The 20,359-nt window shown below is 61.1% G+C and carries 28 protein-coding genes; 6 read left to right on the top strand and 22 right to left on the bottom strand.

Going from position 1 to position 20,359, the window contains the following annotated elements:
• Positions 1-40 precede the first annotated feature (40 nt).
• From WH265_RS19685 to WH265_RS19645, 9 genes are all read right to left on the bottom strand, one after another.
• Positions 41-457, bottom strand: coding sequence for a F0F1 ATP synthase subunit epsilon (locus WH265_RS19685; protein WP_021025621.1), 417 nt, complete (start codon positions 455-457; stop codon positions 41-43).
• Positions 458-528: 71 nt separating this feature from the next.
• Complete coding sequence (gene atpD, locus WH265_RS19680; protein WP_230775533.1) at positions 529-1,932, bottom strand: F0F1 ATP synthase subunit beta; 1,404 nt, start codon at positions 1,930-1,932, stop codon at positions 529-531.
• Positions 1,933-1,966: 34 nt separating this feature from the next.
• Positions 1,967-2,839 carry a F0F1 ATP synthase subunit gamma gene (gene atpG, locus WH265_RS19675; RefSeq protein WP_021025619.1) on the bottom strand — a complete coding sequence of 291 codons (873 nt, stop codon included), beginning with the start codon at positions 2,837-2,839 and terminating at the stop codon, positions 1,967-1,969.
• 18 nt (positions 2,840-2,857) lie between these two features.
• The gene (gene atpA, locus WH265_RS19670; RefSeq protein WP_021025618.1) at positions 2,858-4,417 is read right to left on the bottom strand and encodes a F0F1 ATP synthase subunit alpha; all 1,560 of its coding nucleotides are present in this window, start codon (positions 4,415-4,417) and stop codon (positions 2,858-2,860) included.
• A 42-nt stretch (positions 4,418-4,459) separates the two neighbouring features.
• Positions 4,460-5,008, bottom strand: a complete 549-nt coding sequence (locus WH265_RS19665) for a F0F1 ATP synthase subunit delta (protein WP_133857651.1) — start codon at positions 5,006-5,008, stop codon at positions 4,460-4,462.
• A gap of 12 nt (positions 5,009-5,020) precedes the next feature.
• Positions 5,021-5,491: a F0F1 ATP synthase subunit B gene (locus WH265_RS19660; protein WP_021025616.1), complete on the bottom strand. Its 471-nt coding sequence runs from the start codon at positions 5,489-5,491 to the stop codon at positions 5,021-5,023.
• A gap of 35 nt (positions 5,492-5,526) precedes the next feature.
• Positions 5,527-5,775, bottom strand: coding sequence for a F0F1 ATP synthase subunit C (gene atpE / locus WH265_RS19655; protein WP_021025615.1), 249 nt, complete (start codon positions 5,773-5,775; stop codon positions 5,527-5,529).
• A gap of 52 nt (positions 5,776-5,827) precedes the next feature.
• Complete coding sequence (atpB, locus tag WH265_RS19650) at positions 5,828-6,691, bottom strand: F0F1 ATP synthase subunit A (RefSeq protein ID WP_021025614.1); 864 nt, start codon at positions 6,689-6,691, stop codon at positions 5,828-5,830.
• Between the two features lie 20 nt (positions 6,692-6,711).
• A complete protein-coding gene (locus WH265_RS19645; RefSeq protein WP_021025613.1) occupies positions 6,712-7,185 on the bottom strand; it encodes an ATP synthase subunit I in 474 nt (157 codons plus the stop codon).
• A gap of 219 nt (positions 7,186-7,404) precedes the next feature.
• Between WH265_RS19645 and WH265_RS19640 the strand changes: the two genes are divergently transcribed.
• The 3 genes from WH265_RS19640 (at position 7,405) to lipA (ending at position 9,599) form a co-directional block, all read left to right on the top strand.
• On the top strand, positions 7,405-7,716 hold the full coding sequence (locus WH265_RS19640) for a YbeD family protein (RefSeq protein WP_021025612.1): 312 nt from the start codon (positions 7,405-7,407) through the stop codon (positions 7,714-7,716).
• A gap of 57 nt (positions 7,717-7,773) precedes the next feature.
• Complete coding sequence (gene lipB, locus WH265_RS19635) at positions 7,774-8,478, top strand: lipoyl(octanoyl) transferase LipB (protein WP_021025611.1); 705 nt, start codon at positions 7,774-7,776, stop codon at positions 8,476-8,478.
• Between the two features lie 140 nt (positions 8,479-8,618).
• Positions 8,619-9,599, top strand: a complete 981-nt coding sequence (gene lipA, locus WH265_RS19630) for a lipoyl synthase (RefSeq protein ID WP_021025610.1) — start codon at positions 8,619-8,621, stop codon at positions 9,597-9,599.
• Positions 9,600-9,674: 75 nt separating this feature from the next.
• On the opposite strand, the gene WH265_RS19625 is transcribed toward lipA, so the two are convergent.
• Positions 9,675-10,265 carry a cysteine hydrolase family protein gene (locus tag WH265_RS19625; protein WP_339559395.1) on the bottom strand — a complete coding sequence of 197 codons (591 nt, stop codon included), beginning with the start codon at positions 10,263-10,265 and terminating at the stop codon, positions 9,675-9,677.
• Positions 10,266-10,397: 132 nt separating this feature from the next.
• Here WH265_RS19625 and WH265_RS19620 point away from each other — a divergent pair, with 132 nt between their 5' ends.
• A complete protein-coding gene (locus WH265_RS19620; protein WP_339521255.1) occupies positions 10,398-11,390 on the top strand; it encodes a GlxA family transcriptional regulator in 993 nt (330 codons plus the stop codon).
• A gap of 16 nt (positions 11,391-11,406) precedes the next feature.
• Here WH265_RS19620 and ptsP read toward each other — a convergent pair whose 3' ends face one another.
• The 4 genes from ptsP to WH265_RS19600 all read right to left on the bottom strand — a co-directional run bounded on the left by ptsP (position 11,407) and on the right by WH265_RS19600 (position 15,096).
• Positions 11,407-13,167 (bottom strand): phosphoenolpyruvate--protein phosphotransferase, encoded by a 1,761-nt coding sequence (gene ptsP / locus WH265_RS19615; protein ID WP_021025607.1) that lies wholly within the window; start codon positions 13,165-13,167, stop codon positions 11,407-11,409.
• 283 nt (positions 13,168-13,450) lie between these two features.
• Positions 13,451-13,720, bottom strand: a complete 270-nt coding sequence (locus tag WH265_RS19610; RefSeq protein ID WP_027010583.1) for an HPr family phosphocarrier protein — start codon at positions 13,718-13,720, stop codon at positions 13,451-13,453.
• A complete protein-coding gene (locus WH265_RS19605) occupies positions 13,689-14,138 on the bottom strand; it encodes a PTS sugar transporter subunit IIA (RefSeq protein WP_021025605.1) in 450 nt (149 codons plus the stop codon). Before WH265_RS19605 ends, WH265_RS19610 begins: the two co-directional genes overlap by 32 nt.
• A 412-nt stretch (positions 14,139-14,550) precedes the next feature.
• Positions 14,551-15,096: a hypothetical protein gene (locus WH265_RS19600; protein ID WP_339559394.1), complete on the bottom strand. Its 546-nt coding sequence runs from the start codon at positions 15,094-15,096 to the stop codon at positions 14,551-14,553.
• Positions 15,097-15,232: 136 nt separating this feature from the next.
• On the opposite strand from WH265_RS19600, the gene WH265_RS19595 reads away from it, so the two are divergent.
• Together WH265_RS19595 and WH265_RS19590 are read left to right on the top strand one after the other, a co-directional pair.
• Complete coding sequence (locus WH265_RS19595; RefSeq protein ID WP_052329777.1) at positions 15,233-15,745, top strand: TlpA family protein disulfide reductase; 513 nt, start codon at positions 15,233-15,235, stop codon at positions 15,743-15,745.
• Between the two features lie 109 nt (positions 15,746-15,854).
• A complete protein-coding gene (locus tag WH265_RS19590) occupies positions 15,855-16,349 on the top strand; it encodes a GNAT family N-acetyltransferase (protein ID WP_021025603.1) in 495 nt (164 codons plus the stop codon).
• A gap of 121 nt (positions 16,350-16,470) precedes the next feature.
• On the opposite strand, the gene WH265_RS19585 is transcribed toward WH265_RS19590, so the two are convergent.
• The 8 genes from WH265_RS19585 to rplB form a co-directional block, all read right to left on the bottom strand.
• Positions 16,471-16,980: a peroxiredoxin gene (locus WH265_RS19585; RefSeq protein ID WP_021025602.1), complete on the bottom strand. Its 510-nt coding sequence runs from the start codon at positions 16,978-16,980 to the stop codon at positions 16,471-16,473.
• 128 nt (positions 16,981-17,108) lie between these two features.
• Positions 17,109-17,378, bottom strand: a complete 270-nt coding sequence (gene rpsQ / locus WH265_RS19580; protein ID WP_021025601.1) for a 30S ribosomal protein S17 — start codon at positions 17,376-17,378, stop codon at positions 17,109-17,111.
• Positions 17,379-17,389: 11 nt separating this feature from the next.
• Positions 17,390-17,587 carry a 50S ribosomal protein L29 gene (gene rpmC / locus WH265_RS19575; protein ID WP_021025600.1) on the bottom strand — a complete coding sequence of 66 codons (198 nt, stop codon included), beginning with the start codon at positions 17,585-17,587 and terminating at the stop codon, positions 17,390-17,392.
• 17 nt (positions 17,588-17,604) lie between these two features.
• A complete protein-coding gene (rplP, locus tag WH265_RS19570) occupies positions 17,605-18,021 on the bottom strand; it encodes a 50S ribosomal protein L16 (RefSeq protein WP_021025599.1) in 417 nt (138 codons plus the stop codon).
• Between the two features lie 2 nt (positions 18,022-18,023).
• Positions 18,024-18,887, bottom strand: a complete 864-nt coding sequence (rpsC, locus tag WH265_RS19565; RefSeq protein ID WP_021025598.1) for a 30S ribosomal protein S3 — start codon at positions 18,885-18,887, stop codon at positions 18,024-18,026.
• A gap of 16 nt (positions 18,888-18,903) precedes the next feature.
• Complete coding sequence (rplV, locus tag WH265_RS19560) at positions 18,904-19,236, bottom strand: 50S ribosomal protein L22 (RefSeq protein WP_021025597.1); 333 nt, start codon at positions 19,234-19,236, stop codon at positions 18,904-18,906.
• 10 nt (positions 19,237-19,246) lie between these two features.
• Entirely contained in the window at positions 19,247-19,522 is a 276-nt protein-coding gene (gene rpsS, locus WH265_RS19555) for a 30S ribosomal protein S19 (protein ID WP_027010580.1), read from the bottom strand.
• 10 nt (positions 19,523-19,532) lie between these two features.
• Positions 19,533-20,357, bottom strand: coding sequence for a 50S ribosomal protein L2 (rplB, locus tag WH265_RS19550; RefSeq protein ID WP_021025595.1), 825 nt, complete (start codon positions 20,355-20,357; stop codon positions 19,533-19,535).
• Between the last annotated feature and the right edge of the window lie 2 nt (positions 20,358-20,359).

The raw sequence follows: 20,359 nt of genomic DNA, 5'->3' as shown, positions 1-20,359 counted from the left end.
CATGCGGTGGTTTTCCTGTGGCAGTTGCGCAAACAGCGGATCAGCGCTTCTTGCGGTATTTTTGCAGGGCGGCAATCTGGGCGGCCATGACGGACAGCTCGGATTGGGCCTTGGCCAGGTCAAGCTCGCCCTTGGCGTTCTTGAGGGCTTCTTCAGCCTTTTGCTTGGCTTCAACCGCTTTTTGCTCGTCCAGGTCCTTGCCGCGCACAGCGGTGTCGGACAGCACGGTCACGCAGTCGGGTTGCACTTCGAGAATGCCACCAGCCACGAAGATGAACTCTTCGCCGCCGTCGGCCTTCTCAATGCGCACCGAACCCGGCTTGATGCGGGTGATCAACGGCGTGTGGCGGGCGTAGATACCGAGTTCGCCCATTTCACCAGGCAAAGCCACAAAGCGGGCTTCGCCGGAGAAGATGGATTCTTCAGCACTGACCACATCAACGTGGAAGGTGTTCATCTTTGATCCTCAGAGTGAAAAAGAAACTAGTTCGCGAGCAGGGCTGCGTGCTGCAGCCCGTTCTGCAAAGCTTAGATCTTCTTCGCCTTCTCGATGGCTTCGTCGATCGTGCCAACCATGTAGAAGGCTTGCTCGGGCAGGTGGTCGCACTCGCCGTTGACGATCATCTTGAAGCCGCGGATGGTTTCCGACAGCGGCACGTACTTGCCTGGAGCGCCCGTGAACACTTCAGCAACGTGGAAAGGCTGCGACAGGAAACGCTGGATCTTGCGAGCGCGGGCCACGACGAGCTTGTCTTCGGGAGCCAGTTCGTCCATACCCAGAATCGCAATGATGTCGCGCAGTTCGGTGTAGCGCTGCAGGGTACCCTGCACTTGGCGGGCTACCGAGTAGTGCTCTTCACCCACCACTTGGGGGTCCAGCTGGCGGCTGGTCGAAGCCAGTGGGTCCACCGCAGGGTAGATACCCAGCGAAGCGATGTCACGCGACAGCGCCACGGTGGAGTCCAAGTGAGCGAAGGTCGTTGCTGGCGATGGATCGGTGTAATCGTCCGCTGGCACGTAGACGGCCTGGATCGAGGTGATCGAACCCACCTTGGTCGAGGTGATACGCTCTTGCAGACGGCCCATTTCTTCGGCCAGCGTAGGCTGGTAGCCCACGGCCGAAGGCATACGGCCCAGCAGCGCGGACACTTCGGTACCGGCCAGCGTGTAGCGGTAGATGTTGTCCACGAAGAACAGCACGTCCTTGCCTTCGTCACGGAACGCTTCAGCCATGGTCAGGCCGGTCAGCGCAACGCGCAGACGGTTTCCTGGTGGCTCGTTCATCTGGCCGTACACCATGGCAACCTTCGAGTCGTTGAGCGACTCCTGGTTCACCACACCGGCGTCCGACATTTCGTGGTAGAAGTCGTTACCTTCACGGGTACGCTCACCCACGCCGGCGAACACGGACAGACCGCTGTGCGCCTTGGCGATGTTGTTGATGAGCTCCATCATGTTCACGGTCTTGCCCACACCGGCACCACCGAACAGACCGACCTTACCGCCCTTGGCGAACGGGCACACCAGGTCAATCACCTTGATGCCGGTTTCCAGCAGTTCCTGTGCAGGGGCCAGCTCGTCATAAGCGGGCGCCTTGCGGTGGATGGAAGCGGTCAGCGCCTGGTCCACAGGACCGCGTTCGTCGATGGGGTTACCCAGCACGTCCATGATGCGGCCAAGGGTTGCCTTGCCCACGGGCACGGTGATCGCCTTGCCGGTGTTGGTGACCATCAGGCCACGCTTGATACCGTCCGACGAGCCCAGCGCAATGGTACGCACCACGCCGTCGCCCAGCTGCTGCTGCACTTCCAGCGTCAGGGCGGTGCCTTCGAGCTTCAGTGCGTCATACACGTTAGGCACGCTGCCATGGGGGAACTCAACGTCCACCACCGCACCGATACATTGAACAATCTTGCCTTGTACTTGAGCCATTTGTTGCTCCAATATTGATTTCAGTCGAGCTGTATTACACAGCCGCGGCGCCTGCGACGATTTCCGACAACTCGGTCGTAATCGCAGCCTGACGCGTCTTGTTGTAGATCAGCTTCAACTCGTTGATGACGTTGCCGGCGTTGTCGGTAGCGGCCTTCATGGCCACCATGCGTGCAGACTGCTCGGAAGCCATGTTGTCTGCAACGGCCGAATAGATCAGCGACTCCGCATAACGCACGAGCAGCTCGTCGATCACACTTTGCGCATCGGGCTCGTAGATATAGTCCCAGCCGTGGGATGCAGCCGGTGCCGAGCCCTGGATCGCTTCTTGCGACAGGGGCAGCAACTGCTCCACAACCGAGTCCTGCTTCATCGTATTGATGAACTTGGTGTAGCACAAATAGACCGCGCTCAGCTTGCCCTCAGCGTACTGGTCGAGCAAAACCTTGGCCGGGCCGATCAGCGCATCCAGATGCGGCGTATCGCCCAGGGCGGTAGCGTTGGCCACCACCTTGACACCGACGCGCGTCAGAAAGCCCAGACCCTTGCTGCCAATGGCCACGGCTTCCGTGCTGACACCCGCAGATTGCAGTTCCTTGAGCTTGTTCGTCACGGCACGCAGCACATTGGTGTTCATGCCGCCGCACAGGCCCTTGTCAGTCGTCACCACGATCACGCCCACCTTCTTGACGTCGTTCGACACCATGAAGGGGTGGACATATTCGGGGTTTGCCTGGCTCAGGTGAGCTGCAATTGCGCGAATCTTCTCGCTGTATGGACGGGCTGCCTGCATCCGCTCCTGCGCCTTGCGCATTTTGGATGCGGCAACCATTTCCATGGCCTTGGTGATCTTCTTGGTGTTTTCCACCGATTTGATCTTGCCGCGTATTTCCTTGCCTGCTGCCATGATGACTCCTCGACCGGATTAAGCGAAGGACTTCTTGAATGCAGTGATGGCTGCAGTCAGTTCAGCTTCGTCCTTGCCTTCCTTGTCGAAAGCCTTCTTCTCGTTCAGACGGTCCACCAAGGCGCCGTAGCTGGTCTTGAGGAACTGGTGCAGACCCGATTCAAAGGACAGAACCTTCTTGACTTCGATGTCGTCCATGAAACCCTTGTTCACGGCAAACAGCGACGAAGCCATCAGAGCGACAGGCAGAGGGCTGTACTGGGCTTGCTTGAGCAGCTCGGTCACGCGGGCACCGCGGTCCAGTTGCTTGCGGGTAGCATCGTCCAGGTCAGAAGCGAACTGTGCGAAAGCAGCCAGTTCACGGTACTGCGCCAAGTCGGTACGGATACCGCCGGACAGGCCCTTGATCAGCTTGGTCTGAGCGGAACCACCCACGCGGGACACCGAGATACCGGCGTTGATAGCGGGACGGATACCGGCGTTGAACAGGCTGGTTTCCAGGAAGATCTGGCCGTCGGTGATCGAGATCACGTTGGTAGGCACGAAGGCCGACACGTCACCAGCTTGGGTTTCGATGATAGGCAGAGCCGTCAGCGAACCCGTCTTGCCCTTGACTTCACCCTTGGTGAAGGCTTCCACGTAGTCCGCGTTCACGCGGGCTGCGCGCTCGAGCAGGCGGCTGTGGAGATAGAACACGTCGCCAGGGAACGCTTCGCGGCCTGGTGGACGGCGCAGCAGCAGCGACACTTGGCGGTAAGCCACGGCTTGCTTGGACAGGTCGTCATACACGATCAGGGCGTCTTGGCCACGGTCGCGGAAGTACTCACCCATCGTGCAACCCGAGTAGGCCGACACGTACTGCATGGCAGCGGATTCAGAAGCGGTAGCGGCCACGACGATGGTGTATTCCATCGCGCCGGCTTGCTCCAGCGCACGCACCACGTTCTTGACCGACGAAGCCTTCTGACCAATGGCCACGTACACGCAGGTAACGCCTTGGCCCTTTTGGTTGATGATGGCGTCGATCGCGACAGCGGTCTTGCCGGTCTGGCGGTCACCAATGATCAGCTCGCGCTGGCCACGGCCCACGGGCACCATCGCGTCGATGGACTTGATACCCGATTGCAGGGGCTGGTCCACGGATTGACGGGCGATAACACCAGGCGCAACCTTTTCGATCACGTCGGTCATCTTGGCGTTGATAGGACCCTTGCCGTCGATTGGCTGGCCCAGTGCGTTCACCACGCGACCCACCAGTTCTGGGCCCACGGGCACTTCCAGAATACGGCCGGTGCACTTGACGATGTCGCCTTCCGAGATGTGGGTGTATTCACCCAGAATCACGGCGCCAACAGAGTCACGCTCCAGGTTCAGAGCCAGACCGAAGGAAGGTTGACCGTCGGCGGTGGCTGGGAATTCCAGCATTTCGCCGGCCATCACATCGGACAGGCCGTGCACGCGCACGATACCGTCGGTCACCGACACGACCGTACCTTGGTTACGGATATCGGAATTGCCTGACAGACCCTCAATGCGGCTCTTGATCAGTTCAGAAATTTCTGCGGGATTGAGTTGCATTACTCACTCCTTTTCATGGTTTAGCCGAATCCTCGAACTGCATTACGCAGTGAGGGTTGCTTTCATTTGTTCCAGACGGGCCTTGACCGAGGTGTCAAGCACCTCGTCACCCACCACAACGCGAACGCCGCCAATCAGCGACTCGTCCACGGTGGTGCTCAGATTCAGTGGGCGGCCAAAGCGTTTTTCCAGCACGGTGCCCAGCGCATTCAATGCGGAGTCATCCATGGGGAAGGCGCTGTACACCAGCGCATCCGACGAACCGTTGTTGCGGTTCACCAGTGCGCGAAATTGCGAGGCCACTTCAGGCAGCGCATCCAGACGGCGGTTATCTACCACCGTACGCAGGAAGTTGCGCGCCAGGTCTGACAAGGCCCAACCGCGTGCCAGCGTCACACCAGCCATCACATCGATCACCTGTTCGTTGGTGACGTTGGGATTGTCGGCCAGTTGGCGCATTTCCGGATCGGCGGCAATCGCCGCCAGTTCGTCCGTCCAAGACAGGGCGTCGCTCAAGCCAACACCTTTTTCGGTGCAGGCCTTGAACAAGGCTTCAGCGTAAGGACGGGCAATGGTGGCGAGTTCTGCCATTTCGTTGCTTCCTTACAGCTCAGTCTTCAGGCGATTGAGCAAATCACTGTGTACCGCAGGATTGACTTCCTTGCGGAGAATCTGCTCAGCACCCTTGACAGCCAAAGCTGCAACTTGCTCGCGCAGCGATTCGCGCGCCTGGATCACTTGCTGCTCGGCATCTGCACGAGCGGCGGCAATGATCTTGTTGCCTTCTTCGGTAGCACGGGCCTTGGCCTCTTCTACGATTGCTTGGGCACGACGGTCTGCGTCCGCGATACGCGACGCTGTCTCATTGCGGGTTGCGGAAAGTTCTTCCTCAACGCGCTTGTTCACAGCTGTCAACTCGGACTTTGCCTTATCGGCAGCAGCAAGACCATCGGCGATTTTCTTTGCTCGCTCATCCAACGCCTTGGCAATAGGTGGCCACACGAATTTCATCGTGAAGAGCACCAGAATCAAGAAGACAATGGCCTGAACGAACAGGGTCGCGTTAATACTCACGGCAACACCTTTCTATCTACGGCGTTGATCGGAGCTTAGGCCAGTTGGAATGGGTTGGCGAAAGCGAACAGCAGAGCGATAGCAACACCGATCAGGAATGCAGCGTCGATCAGACCAGCCAAGATGAACATCTTGGTTTGCAGTTCGTTGATCAGCTCAGGCTGACGTGCCGACGATTCCAGGAACTTGCCGCCCATCAGAGCAATACCGATCGAAGCGCCGATAGCGCCCAGACCAACAATCAGACCACAAGCCAGAGCGACGAGACCGAGAACGTTTTCCATGATGACTCCTGAGAAAAAAAAGAAAGGTTAAGAGAAAAAGGAAAGGGAACAGTTAGTGAGCTTCATGTGCCTGGCCGAGGTAAATCAGCGTCAGCATCATGAAAATGAAGGCCTGCAGAGTAATCACCAGAATGTGGAAGATCGCCCAGATCGTGCCTGCAATGATGTGCCCCACGGGGAGCAACACACCAGAGAGCGACATAGCGGCTGCGCCACCCATCAGGGCAATCAGCATGAACACCAACTCACCAGCGTACATGTTGCCGAACAGTCGCATACCGTGCGACACCGTCTTGGCAACGTATTCAATAATCTGCATCAGCAGGTTGACGATGCCGAGGATCACGGCAAAGACAGGATTCTTGCTGGTACCAAAGGGTGCGGACACCAGTTCGTGCGCCCAGCCGCCCAGACCCTTGATCTTGACGCTGTAGTACAGGCACAGGATCAGCACGGCCGTCGACAGACCCAGGGTGGTCGACAGATCGGCGGTAGGCACGACACGCAGATAAGCATGGTGGTCACCGGTGGCACCTTGCCACAGCAGCGGCAGCAAGTCGACCGGCAGCATGTCCATCGCGTTCATCAGGAAAATCCAGACGAAGACGGTGAGCGCCAGAGGAGCGATGAACTTGCGCGATTGGGCATTGTGGATATTGGCCTTGGCCTGGTTATCCACCATCTCGACCAGCATCTCGACTGCGGCCTGGAAACGACCAGGCACGCCGGAGGTGGCCGTGCGCGCGGCCAGCCACATCACGAAGATGCCCAGCACGCCCAAGATCACGCTCACTGAGATCGAATCAAGGTTGACCACCGAGAAATCGATGATCGACTTTTGCTTGATATTCTGAAGATGCTGCAAGTGGTGAACGATGTATTCACTTGCAGTGGGTGCATTCGCTTCTGCGGCCATCGGACAACTCTTCTTCTCAATTACAAAATTTTTGCAGATCTGGTCAGCAGCCAAAGCGCCAACCAGTACGTCTTCATCACTACAACCAGACCCAACACCAGCGCCAACCAGTTGAGTCCCGGCACCACCAGTGGCGCCAGCAGTAGCAGCACCACGGTCAGCACCAATTTTGCGATCTCCAAACCAAAGAACCGGACCATCGCAAGATTCTCTTGCCCAGCCCCCAGATGCAGCCGCAATCCACGTGCAAAAAAGGCAGCAGGAATCACCACCGCCGCCGCACCGTATGCCACCGACCACATCCATCCGGCCCGCTGCGTCACCAGACCCACCAACACGGTGAGCACCACCCCGACGACCAGCTGCCACTTCACCACACGCACCACCGATACCGGCGGATGGCGCTGGCGCCACTCTGCTGCTTCTTGTGCAGTCAGGGGCTTGAAGTCCGATTCTTCGGCCACATGTTCTTCTTGTGGAGCATTTGTTGTCATAGTGTTGGCTCCCGGGCAGAACAACCTAGCCAAAGCCTGCGATTATAAGGATAAACCCGTTGCAAACGGGAAGCGTTTTGTTGCGCGTCTGTTTTTTTGCGGCACACAAGCCTCCCTACAGCCCCTTTTGGCGTCAGTTGTATCCGACAAATTCCACACCAGGAAGATGGCTTATCGTCTGATGGCACATCACTTGCAAGCTTCTGTTTTAATAGCAAAATGAGCACCAATACACCTGCTGCAGACCCCAGCGATTCCGGCACCGATCCTCGCAAAGATTCCCTGATCGAATACCCCTCAGACTTTCCGATTAAAGTGATGGGGCTCAATCAGGACGGCTTTGTCCACGCGGTCACCGCCATCGCCAAGGAACACGACCCCTTCTTTGATGCCAGCAAGATAGAGTTGCGCCCCAGCAGCGGCGACAAGTACCTGGGCGTCACCATCACCGTGACGGCCACCAGCCGCGAACAGCTGGACAACCTCTACCGTGCGCTCACCTCCAGCCCCCTGGTCAAGGTCGTACTGTAAGCGGGCCTTGTTGTCACCTTTGTGAACCTTGCCGGCCCTTGGTGGCCGCTTTTCGCCATGCAGACCCGCTTTCTTGGCCAGGCCGATTACGAGCCCACGCTGCAAGCCATGCAGCAATTCACAGCGCAGCGCACGCCGCAAACGCCCGATGAGCTATGGATTTGTGAGCATGCGGCCACTTTCACCCAGGGCATTGCGGGCCTGCCCAGCCATCTGTTGCATACAGGCGACATTCCGGTGGTGCAAACCAACCGGGGCGGCCAGGTCACCTACCATGGCCCGGGGCAAGTGGTCGCTTACCCGCTGATCGATCTGCAGCGCGCCGGCTACTTCGTCAAAGAATATGTGTTCCGCATTGAAGAAGCCGTGATCCGCACCCTGGCCTCCCTGGGCGTGACCGGCCACCGCGTGGCAGGGGCCCCGGGCATCTATGTGCGCCTCGATGACCCCTTTTCCCACGCGATGCTGGCCCAGCGCCCGGTGCAGCGCGATGGCGCCAGCCCCGCAGCCGAGCCGGTGTTTGACGGCCTGGGCAAGATTGCCGCGCTGGGCATCAAGATCAGCCGCCACTGCAGCTACCATGGTGTGGCCCTGAATGTAAAGATGGACCTGGAACCCTACCACCGCATCAACCCTTGCGGTTATGCCGGGCTGCAAACCGTCGATCTTTCTACAATTGGGGTTAACGCCGACTGGGAGGACGTGGCCAAGACCTTGGCGCGCGAGTTGTCCTCCCGCTTGGCGACTGCCGGTTCTGCATAAGCGGGTGCCGCAGCGCACGCCCTATTCCCCACTAGGGGCGGCGCAGCAGCCTCGGGCCGTTCTTGCTCAGAGCCTACGGCCCCTCCGGGTTTGTGCGTGCCTCTCGCACAGAACGCGGTGAAACAACTAAAGTGAGCATCATGAGCACCAATGAAGTCGTGCGCGAAGCACAGTCCGCTGCCACCTACAACCCGCTGGCCAAGCAAAAGGCGGCCGCCAAACTGGCGCGCATCCCCGTCAAGGTCCAGCAAGCCGAGGTGCTGAAAAAGCCCGATTGGATCCGCGTCAAGGCCGGCAGCCCCACGACCCGTTTCTACGAGATCAAGGACATCCTGCGCCAGAACAATCTGCACACCGTCTGTGAAGAGGCCAGCTGCCCCAACATTGGCGAGTGCTTTGGCAAGGGCACGGCGACCTTCATGATCATGGGTGACAAGTGCACGCGCCGCTGCCCATTCTGCGACGTGGGCCATGGCCGCCCCGACCCGCTCGATCTGAACGAGCCGCTGAACCTGGCGCGCACCATTGCCGCGCTGCGCCTCAAGTACGTGGTGATCACCAGCGTCGACCGCGATGACCTGCGCGACGGTGGCTCGGGCCACTTTGTCGAGTGCATCAAGAACATCCGCGAGCTCTCGCCCACGACCCAGATCGAGATCCTGGTGCCCGACTTCCGCGGCCGCGATGACCGCGCGCTGGAAATCCTCAAGGCCGCCCCGCCCGATGTGATGAACCACAACCTGGAAACCGCGCCGCGCCTGTACAAAGAGGCCCGTCCCGGCTCCGACTACCAGTTCAGCCTGAACCTGCTCAAGAAGTTCAAGGACCTGCACCCCACGGTGCCAACCAAGAGCGGCATCATGGTGGGCCTGGGCGAGACGGACGAGGAAATCCTGCAGGTGATGCGCGACATGCGCGCCCACAACATCGACATGCTGACGATTGGCCAGTACCTGGCGCCCTCGAACAGCCACCTGCCTGTGCGCCGCTATGTGCACCCCGACACCTTCAAGATGTTTGAAGAAGAAGCCTACAAGATGGGCTTCACCCACGCCGCCGTGGGTGCGATGGTGCGCTCGAGCTACCACGCTGACCAGCAGGCACACGCAGCTGGCGTTTGACCCCCTCAACGGCTATTGAGGCAAGAGGCTGCACCCCGGCAACAGGGTGCAGCCTCTTTGGTTTGCGGGCTGGTATCAACCCAGCGCAGCGGCGCTCGCGACCACCACCGCATACAGGTCACCAATGGTGGCCATTGCACCCTGGTGCAGCTGCTCAGCAGAGACCGCACCGGCAGCCGATTGCAGTGGCCGGGTAGCGCAGGCATTGGCCACGACGGTGGCACGTTTGCCGCGCAGGAAGGCGCCTTCGGCAGTGAAGGTCACGCACATATGGCTCATGAAGCCGATGATCACCAGCTGCTCGTTGCCCGCAGCCTCGACCTGCTGGGCCAGGTCGGTGTTGTGGAAGGAATTGGGAGCGGTCTTGACAACGACGGGCTCACCTGCTTGCGGCGCCACGCTGGCATGGATCTGGCCGATCTCGGCGCGGATGTCATAGGGCGAGCCCTCGCCGCCATCGTGCTGCACATGGATCACCTTGGCGCCCACAGCGCGGGCCTGGGCCAGCAGGCGGGATGCGGCGTCCAGCGCCGGCTCCCAGCCTTCGAGCGCCATCACGCCCCGGGTGTAGGTGTTCTGGTAGTCCACCAGAATCAGGGTCGACTGGGCCAGGACGGCGGGCTTGGCGTCGAGTTGGTTGAGTTCGCGTAAAGTGCGGGTATGCATGGTGCTTGCCTTGTTAGGAGGTTGCTGCCACCGGCAGTGGTGGCGGCATGGAGGCATCTTAGGGACAGCCCCCGCAGCGGACAATGCCGTCTTTGCCGCAGAAACCGACACCGGCCTCGAATGAAAGAACGCATGCCGCACCCTGAACGCTTGATGGTGATCGTGTTGTTTGACCGGGTTGACCTGCTCGACATCAGCGGCCCGCCCGAGGTGTTTGCGCTGCTGCAGCGCGAGATGGACGCGCCCTGCGGCTACCAGGTGCTGCTGGCGGCCGAGTCGCTCGAGCCCGTCACCACGGCTGCGGGCGTGCGCGTGCTGCCCGACATACGCCTCTCCAGCCTGCAGCACCAGGCCATTGACACCTTGATCGTGCCGGGCTCGGTCAACACCGATGCCCAGGGCCGCGTGCAGGCGCTGGCCGATCCGGCCGTCGTGCAGTGGGTGCAGACGCTGGCGGGCCAGTCCCGGCGCGTGGCCTCGGTCTGCGTCGGCGCGCATATCCTGGCCGCCGCCGGCCTGCTCAGCGGCAAGGAGGCCACGACGCACTGGTCCACCGCCGCGCAGCTGGCCCAGGACCACCCGGACATCCGCGTGGATGCCGACCGCATCTACATCCAGCAGGGCCGCATCTGGACCGGAGCGGGCCTGACCACCTGCCTGGACCTGGCGCTGGCCCTGGTGGCCGAGGATTTTGGCAATACGCTGGCGACGCGTGTGGCGCGCCAGCTGGTGATGTTCCTGAAGCGCCCCGGCGGCCAGAGCCAGTTCAGCGTGATGCTCGAGCCGCTGTCGAGCACACGCCGCATGGACAAGCTGCGCCAGTACATCGCCGAGCACCTGGGCCAGCCGCTGTCGATGCCCGACCTGGCCGAGCAGATGCATGTGAGCGACCGGCAGCTGGCCCGTATCTTCAAGACCGAGCTGGGCATGACGCCGGCCGCCTACCTGGAAGCGGCGCGGGTGGAGGCGGCCCGCCAGCAGCTCGAAGCCACCGATGCCCCGCTGGAGCGGGTGGCCCAGACCTGCGGCTTCAACACCACCGACACGCTGCAGCGCGCGTTTCGCCGCCAGCTGGGCACCACGCCGGGCCAGTACCGCAGCCGCTTTCGCACGCCCACAGAATGAGTCGGGGCCGAGGCCTTTAACTCTCCAGCACGCCAGCCGGATCTTCTGACGCAATCACTTGCTGGGCCCAGCCCACCAGGCGCCGCGTGTCGGCCCGCAGCACCTGCTGCTTGATGGCCAGGATCTGCGCGGGCTGCATCGAAAAGCTGCGCAGGCCCAGGCCCAGCAGCAAGCGGGTCATCGCGGTATCGCCGGCCATCTCGCCGCAGACGCAGACATCCTTGCCGGCGGCGTTCGCCGCCTGGATGACCTCGGCCACCAGGCGCAGCACGGCGGGGTGGAAGGGGTCGTAGAGCTGCGACACCGCCTCATCGGCCCGGTCGATCGCCAAGGTGTACTGGATCAGGTCGTTGGTGCCGATCGAGAGGAAATCGAAGTACTTCAAAAAGGTGCGCACCGTCAGCGCTGCGGCCGGTATCTCGACCATCGCGCCGAGCTTGACCAAACCCTGGGGCACATTGCGCTCGCGCAGCTCCTGCGAGGCTTGCTCGACCAGTGCCAGGGTCTGCTTGATCTCGCTGACATGGGCGAGCATCGGAAACAGCAATTGCACCGGGCCATGCGCTGCTGCGCGCAAGATGGCGCGCAGCTGGGTGCGGAACATGTCCGGATCAGCCAGGCTGAAGCGGATGGCGCGCAAACCCAGCGCCGGGTTGAGGTAGTAGTCCTTGGGCTGGGCCTTGTCCAGCGGCTTGTCGGCGCCCACGTCGAGCGTGCGGATCGTCACCGGCATGCCCTGCATGCCTTCGAGCGCCTCGCGGTAGGCGCGGTACTGCTCTTCTTCATCGGGCACCTTGCCGCCCCGGCCCATGAAGAGAAACTCGGTACGGAACAGGCCCACGCCCACGGCACCGGCTTTCACCGCCGCCGGGCCATCGCCGGGCTGCTCGATATTGGCCAGCAGCTCGATGCGCTCGCCATCGATGGTGATGGACGGCGTATCGCGCAGGCGCGAGAGGCGCTCGCGTTCCAGGCGCATCTGGCGCTGCTTGAAGCGGTACTCCTCCAGCAGGATCGGCGAGGGGTCGACAATCACCTCGCCGGCATCGCCGTCGATGATGACCCAGTCATCGGCGCGGATCAGCTGGCTGGCCGTGCGGGCACCCACGACGGCCGGAATATCCATGCTGCGCGCGACGATGGCGGTGTGGCTGGTCTTGCCGCCCACCGCCGTGACAAAGCCGGCAAACACGCTTTGCTTGAACTGCAGCATGTCGGCGGGCGAGAGGTCATTGGCGATCAGCACCATCGGCGCATCGCGCTCATCGGCCACCCAGTCGTGCTGCCCCTCCTGCACGCCCAGCGGCGTGCTGACCGGCGCCGCCACCGGGCTGGAGACGCCGCGCATATGGCGCAGCACGCGCTCGACCACCTGCTCAAGGTCGCCTTTGCGCTCGCGCAGGTACTCGTCGTCCATCTCGTCGAACTGGCGGCACAGCAGCTCCAGCTGCGCGGTCAGCGCCCATTCGGCGTTGTAGAGGCGCTCGCTGATCAGCTGGCGCACACCCGAGGACAGCATGTCGTCCTGGACCAGCATCAGGTGCACATCCAAGAGCGGCTCGAGCTCCTGCGGCGCATCGACCCCCAGGTCGCCACGCAGGCGCTGCAGCTCTTCGATCACCGCCAGCCGGCCTTTGCGCACACGCTCTATCTCACGCGCCACCTGGTCGGGCTCGATCAGGTAATGGGTCACCTCCAGGTGGCTGGACGCCGCCATGACGGCCCGGCCAATGGCAATCCCCCGGGCCACTGCGATTCCATGGATGGCAAATGTCATGCGGAACTTCCTCTTCGCTGGCGCGCTGTTGCGCCAAGCTGATTTATACGCCTGTCTCAGAAGACTGTACAAGCTCGGGGGCTGGTAAAGCGCGGGGAAAGGCGGGCATTCAGGTAAAGCGCAGCAGCGCATGCCAGTGCCCGCATCGGCAACCTACCAGCACCGGCCGGCAGCGGCGTGCCGGGTGCGTAGTGCCGGGTGCGTAGTGCCTGGTCCGTGGTGCCTGTGCGCGGCTCCTGATCCGAAAAGCGAGCCCGCGCCGCTGCAGACGCCAGGCCGCGCCTTACTCGCCTTCGCCGAACTTGTCGTTGATGAGGGCCAACAAGGCGTCCATCGCCTGCTGTTCATCGGCGCCGTCGGTCTCGATGCTGACCTCGGTGCCAATGCCGGCGGCCAGCATCATCACGCCCATGATGCTTTTGGCATTGACGCGGCGCTCACCCCGCGTGATCCAGACCTCGCAGGCAAAGCTGCCAGCGAGCTTGGTGAGTTTGGCCGACGCGCGGGCATGCAGGCCCAATTTATTGCTGATGGTGACTGCGGTCTTGATCATGTGCTCGGATATTTTGGTTCTGTGGCGTGTTCTGCGTCACCTGCATGATGCCCTGGCTGCCCCCTGCAATGGCCCGGGCCACGAGGCTGTCGAGCGTCTCTTGGCGATAGCACAGCGCACGCAGCAGCATCGGCAGGTTGACACCGGCCACCAGCCGGGTGGATGCACGGCGCTTGGCCAGCTCCTGGGCAATATTATGCGGGGTCGCGCCAAACACGTCGCTCAGCACCAGCACCGGGCCGCTGTGGCTGTGGTCGAGCATGGCCTGCGCCTCCTGCAGGCAGGCCACCGGATCGGCGCTGGCAGGCACATCCAGCGCCATCAGGTGCTCTCCGCTGTCGGGGAACACATGCGCAGCGCATTGCGCCAGCGCCTGGGCCAGCGGTGCATGGGCGATCAACAATATCCGGTTGCTCATCAAATCAAAAACCAAGAAGTTCTGTGAAGGGCGCGCGGCTGGCCGCCTTCCTGGCCCAGCCGCACCCTGTCCCAGTGTAGCGATTTTGCGGCACTGCAACATTGGTAGTGTTGCTTAGAACCTGTTCAAAGTCTCTACGCAGCCGCGTTGGAGTGCAATCGGGATGAGTTCGAAGGGATGGAACGCAGCTTGCACCGGGGTGCAAGCAAGGGCCAGCGCGCAGAAATCGCCCGATTTCACTCCAACCCTTAGGGACAGTGGCTTTGCGAGCGGTCTGCGTCGTTGCAAATCCTCGCAATAGCTGGGCTATTGCTGCGGTATTGCGCCTCGCATCCCATCTCGCAAAGACACTGTCGCGGCGCGAGGAGACTTTGAACAGGTTCTTAGCCGAGGGTCAGGGTGGGTCCGCACCCTAGCGCAACTGCAGTCCTTTGACAAAGCTCTGCAGCGCCTCAGCAGCCAATGGCCCAGGTGACAGCACCAGCGCCTGGTACACGCGCACCTGCGGCCCTTCGCTGCGCGCAAACCAGCGCGCATTGGCATACACCGTCTGGCCTTGGCCATCGCGGCCCTGCCACTGCAGCTGGCGCGCCTGGGGTAGCTCCAGCGTACCGGGCAAGACAAAGGCCTGCCCGGGCAGCGGCTGCCAGGCATCGGTCCTCTGCAACTGCTGGTGCAGTGCCTTTTGCCAGTCCGTCAGTACCGTGGCCGCGTCCTGCGGCTGCGCCAGGGCCACATGGGCCAGCGCATAGGTGGCGCCACCTGCCTGGCAACCCACCATCGATACGGCCAGGGTCTGCGCGCCCCAGGCCACATCACGCACCGCACGGTCGGGCTTGCAGGGCAGCATCAGGTCCAGTGGCGCATCGGCCAGGGCCACCACGCGCCAGTTCAGCGCCGGGCTGCAGGCGGCCAGCAACAAGGCAGTGGTGAGGATCAGGCGGCGGGCCAGGGGCATCCGGCCATTATGGGCACGGCACTGCGATGGTCAAGCGGGACGCGCAGGTATGGCCGCTGCGCTGCGCCCGCCAGCAGCCCTGGTCGCATAATGGCCACAGCGCCGAACTTTCGGCACCGCTTTGACTCCGAGCACCATGTCCCGAAAAACCACCACCACCGTCCTCACCACGCTGGCCATCGCTGCGGCGATTGGCATCGGTGCCTTTGTCTACCAGGGCACGGGGCAGGCGGCCGCGCCCGAGAGCCGGTTTGTGCTGCTCAACGGCAGCACCCAGACGACGGCCGACATGAAGGGCAAGGTCACCCTGGTGAACTTCTGGGCCACCAGCTGCACCACCTGCGTGGCGGAAATGCCCGAGATCATCAAGACCTACGACAAGTACAAGGACCGGGGCTACGACACCATGGCAGTGGCCATGCACTACGACCCGCCCAGCTATGTCGTCAACTTTGCCGAGTCGCGCAAGCTGCCCTTCAAGGTGGCGATCGACAACACCGGCCAGATTGCCAAGGACTGGGGCGACATCCAGCTCACCCCGACCACCTTTGTCGTGAACAAGCAGGGCCAGGTGGTCAAGCGCTATGTAGGCGCCCCCAATTTTGAGGAGCTGCACAAGCTGATCGACAAGCTGCTGGCAGAGACCTGAGCCTTTGCAACACCCCCCCAAGAAAACCGCCCTCGATAGGCGGTTTTTCGATGGCGCCTGCGATGGTGCGGGCGCTACACTGCACATTCCTTGACTAAGCGCCGCCGCTGTGGACCGACCTGAGATAACGTTCCTGCACCCCACCACACCGGAAGAGCTCGCCGTGACCCGCGAGATCTTTCGGGAATATGCCCAATCACTGGATATTGATCTGGGCTTCCAGGGTTTTGAGGATGAGCTGGCCGAGCTGCCCGGCGAATATGGCGACCCGCGCGGCGACCTGGTGCTGGCGCTGGTGGAAGGCTCGGTCGCCGGCTGCTGCGCGCTGCGGCCCATGGACGATGTGGACTACAGCAACGCCTGCGAGATGAAACGCCTCTATGTGCGCAAGGCCTTCCGGGGCTTTGGCCTGGGCCGCCAGCTGGTGGACTACACCATGGCCAGCGCCATCCGCCTGGGCTATGACTGCATCTTGCTCGACACGCTGGACAGCATGGAATCGGCCCGCGCGCTCTATGCCGATTTTGGCTTTGAAGAGATTCCGCCCTACTACCACAACCCCGTCGCAGGCACGCACTACCTCAAGGCAGACGTCCATCCCTGACGGCGGAGCTGCGCATAGCAAGGCATGTCGCCCGGCCACAAAAAAGCACGCCTAGGCGTGCTTTGTGCATTCCGGCCAGGCCCTGCAACGCCTTGCAGCGCCGCAGCAGCCCGATGTGGCCTTAGGCCTGCTTGGCTTGGGCCAGGATGGTGTCGGCATCGCTGACCGTGAACTGGCCAGGGGCTTCCACGTTCAGCTGCACCACCTTGCCATCCTTGACCAGCATGGAGTAGCGGTTGCTGCGCAGGCCCAGGCCCTTGCCGTTGAGATCCAGGGTCAGGCCGGTGGCCTTGGCAAAGGCGGCATCGCCGTCGCCAATCATGCGCACCTTGCCTTCGGTGTGCTGGTCCTTGCCCCAGGCGCCCATCACAAAGGCGTCATTGACCGACAGGCACCAGATTTCATCCACGCCGGCGGCCTTGAAGGCTTCTGCCTTTTCCACGTAGCCAGGCAGGTGCTTGGCCGAGCAGGTCGGCGTGAAAGCGCCGGGCACCGCAAACAAAGCGATGGTCTTGCCAGCCGCTTCCTTGCTCACATCAAAGGCGTTGGGGCCCAGGCTGCAGCCATTGCCCTCGACCGCCACAAACTCGCTCAGGGTTGCAGAGGGAAGCGAATCGCCAACTTTGATCATGGTGTACTCCTTGTAAATTGCCCATCAGGCAGTGATCCCGCCGGCCGGAGGGCCAAAACGGGCATAAAAAAACGACCCACAGATTGTGGGTCGTTTTTGAAGTTACGTTGGTGCAAGTCGCAAAAGACTTAAACCAAAGCAGCCTTTTGCACCAAGCGGGTAGCCACCCAGTTCTTGGTCTTGGAGAGCGGACGGCTCTCGGTGATCTCGATCGTATCGCCGGTGTTGTACTCGCCCTTTTCGTCGTGGGCGTGGTACTTGCTGGACTTGATCATGATCTTGTCGTAGATGGGGTGCTTCACGCGACGTTCTACCAGAACGGTCACGGTCTTTTCACGCTTATCGCTGACCACCTTGCCAATCAAGGTGCGCTTGAGGGATTTTTTAGCTTCCGTCATGTCGGCTCCTATTACTTGGCGGCTTGCTTTTCAGCAAGAATGGTCTTGGCACGTGCCACATCGCGGCGGGTAGCCTTGATGGTAGCGGTGTTGCCCAGTTGTTGCGTTGCCTTTTGCATGCGCAGACCAAAGTGAGCCTTTTGCAAGGACTTGATCTCGGCTTCCAGGCCAGCAACGTCTTTTTGGCGCAGTTCAGCAGCTTTCGTCATATCGATTTCTCCTGAATTTAAGCGCCAAGCTGACGGGTAACGAACGTGGTGCGCAGCGGCAGCTTGGCAGCAGCCAGGCGGAACGCTTCGCGGGCCAGTTCTTCGGGCACGCCAACGATTTCGAACACCATCTTACCGGGCTGAATTTCAGCCACGTAGTACTCTGGGTTGCCCTTACCGTTACCCATACGGACTTCGGCTGGCTTGGTCGAGATTGGCTTGTCAGGGAACACGCGGATCCAGATACGGCCACCACGCTTGACGTGACGGGAGATTGCACGACGTGCAGCCTCGATCTGGCGGGCCGTCAGGCGGCCACGGTCCGTGCATTTCAGGCCGAAATCACCGAACGCTACCGTGTTACCACGGGTTGCGATACCAGTGTTGCGACCCTTTTGCTCCTTGCGGTATTTGCGGCGAGCAGGTTGCAGCATAGTTATTCTCCTTTACCGTCCGCTGCTGTAGCGGGCGCGTCAGTCTTGCGAACGCGCTTAACGGAATCAGCACCAGCGCCGGCGGGCTTGTCGCTGCCGTCTGCAGGAGCCGTGTTACCACCAGCGGGGCGACGAGGGCCACGCGATGGACGATCGCCATTGCGGTTGTCACGACGAGGACCACGTGGACGACGCTCTTCTTCAGGACGTGGCGTTTCTGCGGCTGGCAGATCGTTACGACCCAGAGTGTCACCCTTGTAGACCCACACCTTCACGCCGATCACACCGTAGGTGGTCTTGGCTTCGGAGGTGCCGTAATCGATGTCGGCGCGCAGGGTGTGCAGTGGCACACGACCTTCGCGGTACCACTCGGTACGTGCGATTTCGATACCGTTCAGACGGCCCGACGACATGATCTTGATACCTTGAGCGCCCAGACGCATCGCGTTCTGCATCGCACGCTTCATGGCGCGACGGAACTGGATACGCTTTTCGAGCTGCTGGGTGATCGAGTCAGCGATCAGCTGGGCATCGATTTCAGGCTTGCGCACTTCTTCGATGTTCACAGCGACTGGCACGCCCAGGCGAGCAGCGAGTTCCTTCTTCAGGGCCTCGATGTCTTCACCCTTCTTGCCGATCACCACACCAGGACGCGCCGAGTAAATGGTGATGCGGGCGTTCTTGGCAGGACGCTCGATCAGAACGCGTGCCACGGCAGCGTTCTTCAGCTTCTCTTTCAGGTACTCACGAACCTTGATGTCTTCGGCCAGCATGCCGGCGAAATCACGGTTGCTTGCGTACCAGCGGCTAGACCAGTTACGGCTGACCGCCAGACGGAAGCCGGTAGGATGGATTTTTTGTCCCATGTTCTTCCTTTAGGCCTCAGTTACCCACGGTCACATAAATGTGGCAGGTAGGCTTGCTGATGCGGTTGCCGCGGCCCTTGGCGCGAGCGGTAAAACGCTTGAGCGTGGTGCCTTGCTCGACGAAGATGGTCTTGACCTTCAATTCGTCGATGTCAGCGCCGTCGTTGTGCTCAGCGTTGGCGATAGCGGACTCCAGAACCTTCTTGACGATAACAGCAGCTTTTTTCTGCGTGAATTCGAGAATGTTCAGAGCTTGGTCAACCTTCTTGCCGCGAATCAGATCCGCAACCAGACGGCCTTTGTCAACCGACAGGCGAACGCCGCGGAGGACTGCACGTGTTTCAGACATGGTCTACTCCTTATCGTTTCGCTTTTTTATCAGCGGGGTGACCCTTGAAGGTGCGCGTCAGGGCGAATTCGCCGAGCTTGTGGCCCACCATCTGGTCGGTTACATATACCGGTACGTGTTGCTTGCCGTTGTGCACGGCGATGGTCAGACCGATGAAATCGGGCAGAACCATGGAGCGACGCGACCAGGTCTTCACTGGTTTCTTGTCCTTGGTGGCGATGGCCTTTTCGACCTTTGCCAGCAAGTGATGGTCAACAAACGGACCCTTTTTAAGAGAACGAGTCATTTGCTACCCCTTACTTCTTACGGCGCGACACGATCATGGTCTGTGTGCGCTTGTTGTTACGGGTACGGTAGCCCTTCGTCAGATTGCCCCATGGGTCAACTGCGTGACGGCCTTCACCGGTCTTGCCTTCACCACCACCGTGTGGGTGATCGACAGGGTTCATCACCACACCGCGAACGGTAGGACGAATACCCATCCAACGCTTGACACCGGCCTTGCCCAGTTGGCGCAGGCTGTGTTCTTCGTTGGCGACTTCACCGATGGTTGCACGGCATTCGATATGGATCTTGCGAACTTCGCCCGAACGCATACGCACTTGGGCGTAGACGCCTTCGCGAGCCAGCAGGGTAGCCGAGGTACCAGCGGAACGGGCGATTTGTGCGCCAGCGCCGATCTTCAGCTCGATGCAGTGAATGGTCGAACCCACAGGGATGTTGCGGATCGGCAGGGTGTTACCCACGCGGATCGGTGCTTCAGAGCCACTGATGATGGTTGCGCCCACTTCCAGGTTACGCGGAGCGATCACATAACGACGCTCGCCGTCTGCGTAGCACACCAGAGCGATGTGAGCGGTACGGTTTGGATCGTATTCAATGCGTTCCACCTTGGCGGGGATGCCGTCCTTGGTGCGCTTGAAGTCCACCACACGGTAGTGGTGCTTGTGACCACCGCCCTTGTGACGGGTAGTGATGTGACCGTTGTTGTTGCGGCCTGCCTTTTGGAACTGAGGTTCCAGCAGAGGAGCGAAACCTTCGCCCTTGTGCAGATGGCCACGGGTCACCTTCACCACATGGCGTTGGCCGGGCGAAGTTGGTTTGAGCTTAATAACAGCCATGA

It is taken from the genome of Comamonas sp. MYb396, assembly GCF_037479555.1.
Classification (GTDB): domain Bacteria; phylum Pseudomonadota; class Gammaproteobacteria; order Burkholderiales; family Burkholderiaceae_C; genus Comamonas.
This window is presented reverse-complemented; position numbering and strand designations above follow the sequence as displayed.

Bases quoted from the DNA above. Each gene is read 5' to 3' on its own strand.
- WH265_RS19640 (WP_021025612.1), top strand. From the start codon at position 7,405: ATGAGCACCAATACACCTGCTGCAGACCCCAGCGATTCCGGCACCGAT.
- rpsQ (WP_021025601.1), bottom strand. From the start codon at position 17,378: ATGACGGAAGCTAAAAAATCCCTCAAGCGCACCTTGATTGGCAAGGTG.
- WH265_RS19605 (WP_021025605.1), bottom strand. From the start codon at position 14,138: ATGAGCAACCGGATATTGTTGATCGCCCATGCACCGCTGGCCCAGGCG.
- rplV (WP_021025597.1), bottom strand. From the start codon at position 19,236: ATGTCTGAAACACGTGCAGTCCTCCGCGGCGTTCGCCTGTCGGTTGAC.
- rplP (WP_021025599.1), bottom strand. From the start codon at position 18,021: ATGCTGCAACCTGCTCGCCGCAAATACCGCAAGGAGCAAAAGGGTCGC.
- atpE (WP_021025615.1), bottom strand. From the start codon at position 5,775: ATGGAAAACGTTCTCGGTCTCGTCGCTCTGGCTTGTGGTCTGATTGTT.
- atpD (WP_230775533.1), bottom strand. From the start codon at position 1,932: ATGGCTCAAGTACAAGGCAAGATTGTTCAATGTATCGGTGCGGTGGTG.
- WH265_RS19620 (WP_339521255.1), top strand. From the start codon at position 10,398: ATGCCGCACCCTGAACGCTTGATGGTGATCGTGTTGTTTGACCGGGTT.
- ptsP (WP_021025607.1), bottom strand. From the start codon at position 13,167: ATGACATTTGCCATCCATGGAATCGCAGTGGCCCGGGGGATTGCCATT.
- lipA (WP_021025610.1), top strand. From the start codon at position 8,619: ATGAGCACCAATGAAGTCGTGCGCGAAGCACAGTCCGCTGCCACCTAC.
- WH265_RS19625 (WP_339559395.1), bottom strand. From the start codon at position 10,265: ATGCATACCCGCACTTTACGCGAACTCAACCAACTCGACGCCAAGCCC.
- rpsC (WP_021025598.1), bottom strand. From the start codon at position 18,887: ATGGGACAAAAAATCCATCCTACCGGCTTCCGTCTGGCGGTCAGCCGT.
- WH265_RS19645 (WP_021025613.1), bottom strand. From the start codon at position 7,185: ATGACAACAAATGCTCCACAAGAAGAACATGTGGCCGAAGAATCGGAC.
- WH265_RS19610 (WP_027010583.1), bottom strand. From the start codon at position 13,720: ATGATCAAGACCGCAGTCACCATCAGCAATAAATTGGGCCTGCATGCC.
- atpB (WP_021025614.1), bottom strand. From the start codon at position 6,691: ATGGCCGCAGAAGCGAATGCACCCACTGCAAGTGAATACATCGTTCAC.
- WH265_RS19595 (WP_052329777.1), top strand. From the start codon at position 15,233: ATGTCCCGAAAAACCACCACCACCGTCCTCACCACGCTGGCCATCGCT.
- WH265_RS19665 (WP_133857651.1), bottom strand. From the start codon at position 5,008: ATGGCAGAACTCGCCACCATTGCCCGTCCTTACGCTGAAGCCTTGTTC.
- lipB (WP_021025611.1), top strand. From the start codon at position 7,774: ATGCAGACCCGCTTTCTTGGCCAGGCCGATTACGAGCCCACGCTGCAA.
- atpG (WP_021025619.1), bottom strand. From the start codon at position 2,839: ATGGCAGCAGGCAAGGAAATACGCGGCAAGATCAAATCGGTGGAAAAC.
- rpmC (WP_021025600.1), bottom strand. From the start codon at position 17,587: ATGACGAAAGCTGCTGAACTGCGCCAAAAAGACGTTGCTGGCCTGGAA.
- rplB (WP_021025595.1), bottom strand. From the start codon at position 20,357: ATGGCTGTTATTAAGCTCAAACCAACTTCGCCCGGCCAACGCCATGTG.
- WH265_RS19600 (WP_339559394.1), bottom strand. From the start codon at position 15,096: ATGCCCCTGGCCCGCCGCCTGATCCTCACCACTGCCTTGTTGCTGGCC.
- WH265_RS19585 (WP_021025602.1), bottom strand. From the start codon at position 16,980: ATGATCAAAGTTGGCGATTCGCTTCCCTCTGCAACCCTGAGCGAGTTT.
- rpsS (WP_027010580.1), bottom strand. From the start codon at position 19,522: ATGACTCGTTCTCTTAAAAAGGGTCCGTTTGTTGACCATCACTTGCTG.
- atpA (WP_021025618.1), bottom strand. From the start codon at position 4,417: ATGCAACTCAATCCCGCAGAAATTTCTGAACTGATCAAGAGCCGCATT.
- WH265_RS19685 (WP_021025621.1), bottom strand. From the start codon at position 457: ATGAACACCTTCCACGTTGATGTGGTCAGTGCTGAAGAATCCATCTTC.